Below are 6,794 nucleotides of genomic sequence, written 5' to 3'. Positions count from 1 at the left end.
CTTGTCGACGACGTCGGCGATGGCGCGCAGCTCTGCCGCGTTGGTGACGCCGCCCCACATGCGCGGCACCACCGAATAGGTGCCGTCCTTCTGGATGTTGGCGTGTACGCGCTCGTTGATGAAGCGCGACTGGTAGTCGTCGGCGTAGTCGTCCGGCCAGTCGCAGACGAGATAATAGTTGAGCGCCGGCCGGCATTTGGCGCAGCCGCAGGAGGTCGTCCACTCCAGTTCCTGCATGACGGCGGGAATGGTCTTCAGGCCCTTGGCGATGATCAGCCGGCGCACCTCGTCATGGCCGAGCGTCGTGCAGCCGCACATCGGCTGCACCGCCGCCGGATTGTATTTGTCGCCGATGGTCAGCACCATCAGCTTCTCGACCAGCCCGGTGCAGGAGCCGCAGGAGGCTGACGCCTTGGTGTGGGCGCGCACGTCGTCGAGCGAGGTCAGGCCCTTCCCCGTAATCGCGCCAGTGATCTTTCCCTTGCAAACGCCGTTGCAGCCGCAGATTTCCGCATCATCCGGCAAGGCTGCAACGGCCGCCATAGGGTCCAGCGGGGCACCCCCCTGGTAGGACTGGCCGAAGATGAGCGTGTCGCGCATCTCGGAAATATCGGTCTGCTTCTTCTTGAGGTCGTTGAACCAGGCTCCATCAGCCGTCTCGCCATAGAGCACAGTACCGATGATGCGGTCGTCCTTCAGGACAAGGCGCTTGTAGACGCCGGCGGCCGCATCGCGCAGCACGATCTCCTGGCGGTCCTCGCCCTCGGCGAAGTCGCCGAGCGAGAACAGGTCGATGCCGGTGACCTTGAGCTTGGTCGGCGTGTCCATATGGACGAAGGCCGCCGCTTCGTTGCCGGCAAGCTGGCTGGCTGTAACGCGCGCCATCTCGTAGAGCGGCGCGACGAGGCCATAGACCTGGCCGTTGACCTCGGCACATTCGCCGAGCGCGTAAATGTCGGGATCGTTGCTGCGCATTCCGGCGTCGACGACGATGCCCCTGTTGACTGCGATGCCGGCCTGTTTCGCTAGCGCCGAATTCGGCCTGATGCCGACGGCCATCACCACAAGCGTTGCTGGGATAATGGTGCCGTCAGCAAGCTCCACCTGCCCGACCTTGCCGTTGCCTGTGATCGCCTGTGTGTTAGCCTTGGTGATCACCTTGATGCCGCGCTGCTCCACGGCACGCTGCAGCAGATAGCCGGCCGCGGGATCGAGCTGGCGCTCCATCAGCGTCGGCATGACATGCAGCACGGTGACGTCCATGCCTTGCGCGTTCAGCCCTGCTGCCGCCTCCAGCCCGAGCAGGCCGCCGCCGATGACCACCGCCTTGGCCCGCGACTGGGCGGCGAGCATCATCGCCTGCACATCGTCGAGGTCGCGATAGGTCAGCACGCCCGGCAGATCATGGCCCGGCACCGGAATGATGAACGGCACCGAGCCGGTGGCGATGACGAGCTTGTCGTAGGGTTCGGTGACGCCATGATCTGACGTGACGGTCTTCGCTGACCGGTCGATGGTGACGATCTTGTGGCCCTTGTAGAGGGTGATGTTGTTGGCGATGTACCAGCCGTCGCCGTGGATGATGATCTCCTCATAGGCTTTCTCGCCCGACAGAACCGGCGACAGCATGATGCGGTCGTAATTGACGCGGGGCTCGGCGTTGAAGATGGTGACGGTGTAGCGGCCCGGCGCCTGTTCCAGCAGGTGCTCGAGCATGCGCCCGGGGGCCATGCCATTGCCGATGATGACAAGTCTTTCGCTCATGGTGCTACTCCGCGGCTTCGACGAAGCGGTGGCGTTCGTAGAGGAACTTCAGCACCGCCTCGCGGCAGCGCAGGAAGGTCCGGTCGGAAGAGAGTTCGACGCGCCGGCGCGGCCGCGCCAGCGGCACGGGAAGCACTTCGCCGATGGTTGCCGCCGGGCCATTGGTCATCATGACGATGCGGTCGGAAAGCAGCACCGCCTCGTCGACATCGTGGGTGATCATGATCGTCGTCGAGCCGAGCCTGGAGTGGATGTCCATCACCGCGTCCTGCAGATGGGCGCGCGTCAGCGCATCGAGCGCGCCGAACGGCTCGTCGAGCAGCAGGATCTTCGGCTCCATGGCCAGCGCCCGGGCGATGCCGACGCGCTGCTTCATGCCGCCCGATATTTCTGCCGGGCGTTTATCCTTGGCATGCGCCATCTGCACGAGGTCAAGATTGCGCATGATCCAGTCATGCCGCTCGGCCTTGCTCTTCGAACGACCGAAGACCTTCGACACCGCCAGATTGATGTTTTCGTAGACGGTCAGCCACGGCAAAAGGCTGTGGTTCTGGAACACCACGGCGCGTTCCGGTCCTGGGCTGTCGACCTCCTTGTCCTCGAGCAGCACGGCGCCGGCGGACACCTTGGTCAGCCCGGCGATCAGATTGAGCAAGGTCGACTTGCCACAGCCGGAATGGCCGATGATGGAGACGAATTCGCCGTTGTCGATGGTCAGCCTGATGTCCTTCAACACCTCGCTGACCTGGGCACCACGCGTGAAGGATTTGTCGATATGGTCGAGCTTCAGATAGGCCGTCATCGCCCCTCTCCTCACTTTGCCGTTGTGCCGCGGGTGACGAAGGCGCCGACCGCCGCGACCAGACGGTCGAGGCAGAAGCCGGTGACGCCGATATAGGCGAGCGCGACGATGATGTCGGGCAGCCGCGACGAGTTCCACGCGTCCCAGATGAAGAAGCCGATGCCGACGCCGCCGGTCAGCATTTCGGCGGCGACGATGGCAAGCCAGGACAGGCCGATGCCGATCCTCAGGCCGGTAAAGATGTAAGGCGCGGCGGCCGGCACCATGATCTTCACGAAGAACTCGAACTGGTTGAGCCGCAGGATGCGCGAGACGTTGCGATAATCCTCTGGGATGTTACGCACGCCAACCGCAGTGTTGATGATGATTGGCCAGATCGACGTGATGAAGATGACGAAGATCGCCGACGGGCTGGAATCGCGGAACGCCGCCAGCGACAGCGGCAGCCAGGCCAGCGGCGGCACCGTGCGCAGGATCTGGAACACTGGGTCGAGGCCGCGCATCGCCCAGATCGACTGGCCGACCAGCGCGCCGAGCGCGACGCCGACCACCGCCGCCAGGCCGAAGCCGATGGCAACACGCTGCAGCGAGATCAGCACGCGCCATGCCAGACCGATATCCTGCGGGCCATTGTCGAAGAACGGATGCGCGATCAAATCGTAGGCCTCGTTCCACACCTGGGTCGGCGGCGGCAGGCTTGATGTCGGCGACGAACAGGCGATCTGCCAGACGACCAGCATCAGCGCGATCACGATGATGGGCGGCACCAGCGCGCTTGCCAGTTTGCCGGCGATGGCTAGCGGCTCGAAGCGACGCCGTGCCTTGGCAGTGAAGGCGATGACCTCCGCCGGCTTGGCAGGAAAGGCCTTCACCTTGGTGTCCTCGATAGTCTGGATCGACATGTCTGGGGAAAACTCCGTGGGGCAGATAATTCGAGCGACAAACGGCGCAATGTGCCGTTTGCGCAGGGGTTCAGGCCGATGCCTTGATCTTCAGGCTATCGAGATAGGCGGACGGGTTGGCCGGATCGAAGATCTTGCCGTCGAAGAAGGTCTCGACGCCGCGCGACGACGACGCCGGAACGTCGGCAGCCGCAACGCCGAGATCCTTGGCCGCCTCGCGCCACAGATCCTCGCGGTTGACCTGATCGACCAGCGCCTTGATGTCGGTGGTCGGCGCGAACTTGCCCCAACGGATGTTCTCGGCGAGGAACCACGTATCGTGGCTCTTGAACGGATAGGAGACGCCGCCCTTCCAGAACTTCATGGAAAGATCGGTGCCGTTGGCGACGCGGCCATTGCCGTAGTTGATGTCGCCCTTGAGGCGGCCGATGATGTCGGCGACGGGCACGTTCATCCATTGCCGCTTGCCGATGATGGCGGCCATCTCGTCCTTGTTGTCGCTGGCCTCGCACCATTGCTGGGCTTCCATGACGGCCATCAGGATCGCCTTGGTGGCGTTCGGGTTTTTCTCGATGAATTCGGCACGCAGGCCGAGCGCCTTTTCCGGATGGCCCTTCCACAATTCGCCCGTCGTGGCGGCGGTGAAGCCGACGCCCTGATGGACGAGCTGCTCGTTCCACGGCTCGCCGACGCAGAACACGTCCATGTTGCCGACCTTCATGTTGGCCACCATCTGCGGCGGCGGCACGACGATGGTCGAGACGTCTTTGTCGGGATCGATGCCACCGGCCGCCAGCCAGTAGCGCAGCCACAAATCATGCGTGCCGCCCGGGAAGGTCATGGCGGCCTTGATTTCCTTGCCAGCCGCTTTCTTGGCGGCAAAAGCGTCTTTCAGCTTCGAGGCGTCGAGACCGACACCGGTGCCGGCATATTCCTGGGCGACCGAAATGCCTTGGCAGTCGTAGTTGAGCCGCGCCACGATCGCCATCGGCATCGGCTGGTTGTTCTGCGTCACCTTGCCCGTGTGCATGAGGTAAGGCAGCGGCGTCAGGATATGGGCGCCGTCGATGCCGTTGGCCGCGCCGCCGAGCATCAGATTGTCGCGTGTCGCACCCCAGGAGGCCTGCTTGAGCACCTCGACATCGGGCATGCCGAACTTGGCGAACAGCCCCTTCTCCTTGGCGATCATCAGCGGTGCCGCATCGGTGAGGGCAATGAAGCCGAGCTTGGCCCCGGTGACCTCCGGAGTGGCGGTCGCAGCATAGGCGCCGGAAGGGAAGAGCTTGCGGGCCGCCACGAACAGGCCGGCCGTCATCGCGCTGCTGACGAGAAAATCGCGGCGCGTCATGTCCTTGAGGGTCGTTCCAGTCCTGATCCGTTTCGTCATCGTCGTCTCCGGTTGGGCGCGGCTTGGGATCCGCGTCGTCGATTGCGTGTTGATCAAAACAAAAAAGCCGCCAGCCAGGTCTTCGCGTCCGGGTGACCGGGAGCGCGCATTAACCTGAGCGGCAGCTTTGCCTGTGGCGCCCGTCGTTGGACGCCTGTTCCGTGACCCGCGAAGGGCCTGTCTATTTCAAAGCAGGAACCGTGCCAGTTTTGAGAGAGGTGAAAAAGATCAATTAAATCAGCAACCCGCGCCGATCGCGGACGCACCGGGTCGTATAGCCGGAAGGCCAAAGATTGTTCATTCGGGCAATCGCGCGCACAATTTTTGTGCAATGCACAAGAATGACGCGGAAATGATCAGGCTTCCGCGCGAGCCGAATTCTGGCCGGTAATGTACGCGTCGACCTCGTCCGGATCGAAGATCTGGCCGTCGAAGAAACCGTCCGGACCGAGCACAAGGCCGGCGCCTGTCGCGCCGACTGCGGTGGCAACTTGGAGCGCACCCTCGACTTTCGAATTGGCGCCGGGAAGCGCCACACCAAGCGGCTTCAGAGCCGAACGGTAGAGGTCGGGCCGGTAGCAGTTGCGGGCGATGGCAAGGTTTTCCGGCGTGTGAGCCACGTGCCCCCAGCGCACCATCTGCGTGTAGAACCACAGCGCATGGCTCTTCCATGGAAAGTTCGCTGCCTTGTCGAACGGGAGGAAGAAGTCGTCGATGGTCCGCTCCGCGCCGCCGCCCAGTCGGAGATGACCGGTCAGGATCGGCATCTGCACGGCCGGCGGCAGGCCGAGAAAGCCGGCCTGCGCCATCACAGCTGCCAATTCGCCACGGTTGGCCGGATCCTGGCACCAGCGCGCCGAGTGATGCAGCGCACGCAGCAGCGCCGCCAGTGCCTCGGGGTTTTCGTCTGCCCACGCCTTGCGCACGCCGATCACCTTCTCCGGGCTGTTACGCCATATCCGCGCCTTGACGGTGACGATATGCCCGGTGCCGGCGGCAACCGCAGCACTGTTCCAAGGTTCGCCTGCGCAGTACCCGTCGATGCGGCCGGTGGCCAGCGCATCCGCCATGAAGGGCGGCGGCACGATGACGATCTCGATTTCGCGCCCCGGATCGATGCCGCAGGCGGCGAGCCAGTAGCGGAGTTCGTAATTGTGCCCGGAATGCGGATGCACCACGGCGAAGCGCAGCGGGTCGCCACCGGCCGCAGCGCGCTCGCGAATGAGCGCGCGCAACGCCGCACCGGCGCGCGCCGGATCAAGATCGGCTTCGGCGCCGTGCGCCACCATTCCGGCCCAGACGGTGTTGGAGACGGTGACGCAATTGCCGCCGAGCCCGAGCGAGAACGGCACGATGGTTTCCGAAGCGAGTGGCGTCAGCCCGAGATTGCAGGCGAGCGGCATCGGTCCCAGCATATGCGCGAGATGAAAGTGACCGATGGCGATGCGGTCGCGGATGTTGGCCCAGGACGTCTCGCGGTGTAGGGTGAGGTCGATGCCTTCTCGTGCGGCAAAGCCAAGCTCCCCGGCCGCGACCAGCACGGCGCTGTCGAAAAGCGGCATGAAACCGGCGGTGATCTGGTGCGCGGCGCCCATGCTCATTCATCCTCCGCCGGTCCGAGCAGCCCGGCGGCAGTCACCAGGCTCTGGGCGATGTCGCCGATCTTGCGGTTCTGGTTCATCGCCGTCTTGCGCAGCAGCGTGTAGGCGGCCTCTTCGGAGAGGCCGCGCGACTTCATCAGGATGCCCTTGGCGCGGTCGATCACCTTGCGGCTCTCGAGTTCGCCGCGAACCTCTTCCAGTTCGCGCGCCATGCGCGAAAAAGCGTTGAAACGGCTGACCGCCATGTCGAGGATCGGCTTGACGCGCTCTTGCCGCAGACCGTCGACGACATAGGCCGAAACGCCGGCATCGACCGCCGCCTCGATCGAGGCCTGGTC

The 6,794-nt window shown here is 64.2% G+C and carries 6 protein-coding genes; all 6 read right to left on the bottom strand.

The window, feature by feature from the left end; translation table 11 throughout:
• Window positions 1–1,764: nitrite reductase large subunit NirB (nirB, locus tag EN750_RS12555; protein ID WP_145967601.1), on the bottom strand; the 1,764-nt coding region annotated here is incomplete at its 3' end.
• 4 nt (window positions 1,765–1,768) lie between these two features.
• A complete protein-coding gene (locus EN750_RS12550) occupies window positions 1,769–2,566 on the bottom strand; it encodes an ABC transporter ATP-binding protein (protein WP_127396612.1) in 798 nt (265 codons plus the stop codon).
• Window positions 2,567–2,577: 11 nt separating this feature from the next.
• Complete coding sequence (gene ntrB / locus EN750_RS12545; protein WP_127326483.1) at window positions 2,578–3,468, bottom strand: nitrate ABC transporter permease; 891 nt, start codon at window positions 3,466–3,468, stop codon at window positions 2,578–2,580.
• 70 nt (window positions 3,469–3,538) lie between these two features.
• Entirely contained in the window at window positions 3,539–4,855 is a 1,317-nt protein-coding gene (locus EN750_RS12540) for a CmpA/NrtA family ABC transporter substrate-binding protein (RefSeq protein ID WP_127396611.1), read from the bottom strand.
• Between the two features lie 356 nt (window positions 4,856–5,211).
• Window positions 5,212–6,450 carry a CmpA/NrtA family ABC transporter substrate-binding protein gene (locus tag EN750_RS12535; RefSeq protein ID WP_189526167.1) on the bottom strand — a complete coding sequence of 413 codons (1,239 nt, stop codon included), beginning with the start codon at window positions 6,448–6,450 and terminating at the stop codon, window positions 5,212–5,214.
• Between the two features lie 2 nt (window positions 6,451–6,452).
• The coding region (locus EN750_RS12530; protein WP_127396609.1) for an ANTAR domain-containing protein at window positions 6,453–6,794 on the bottom strand (342 nt) is incomplete at its 5' end.

Source organism: Mesorhizobium sp. M7A.F.Ca.ET.027.03.2.1 (genome assembly GCF_003999175.1).
In the GTDB taxonomy this organism is placed as follows: domain Bacteria; phylum Pseudomonadota; class Alphaproteobacteria; order Rhizobiales; family Rhizobiaceae; genus Mesorhizobium.
This window is presented reverse-complemented; position numbering and strand designations above follow the sequence as displayed.

Bases quoted from the DNA above. Each gene is read 5' to 3' on its own strand.
- EN750_RS12550 (WP_127396612.1), bottom strand. From the start codon at position 2,566: ATGACGGCCTATCTGAAGCTCGACCATATCGACAAATCCTTCACGCGT.
- ntrB (WP_127326483.1), bottom strand. From the start codon at position 3,468: ATGTCGATCCAGACTATCGAGGACACCAAGGTGAAGGCCTTTCCTGCC.
- EN750_RS12540 (WP_127396611.1), bottom strand. From the start codon at position 4,855: ATGACGAAACGGATCAGGACTGGAACGACCCTCAAGGACATGACGCGC.
- EN750_RS12535 (WP_189526167.1), bottom strand. From the start codon at position 6,450: ATGGGCGCCGCGCACCAGATCACCGCCGGTTTCATGCCGCTTTTCGAC.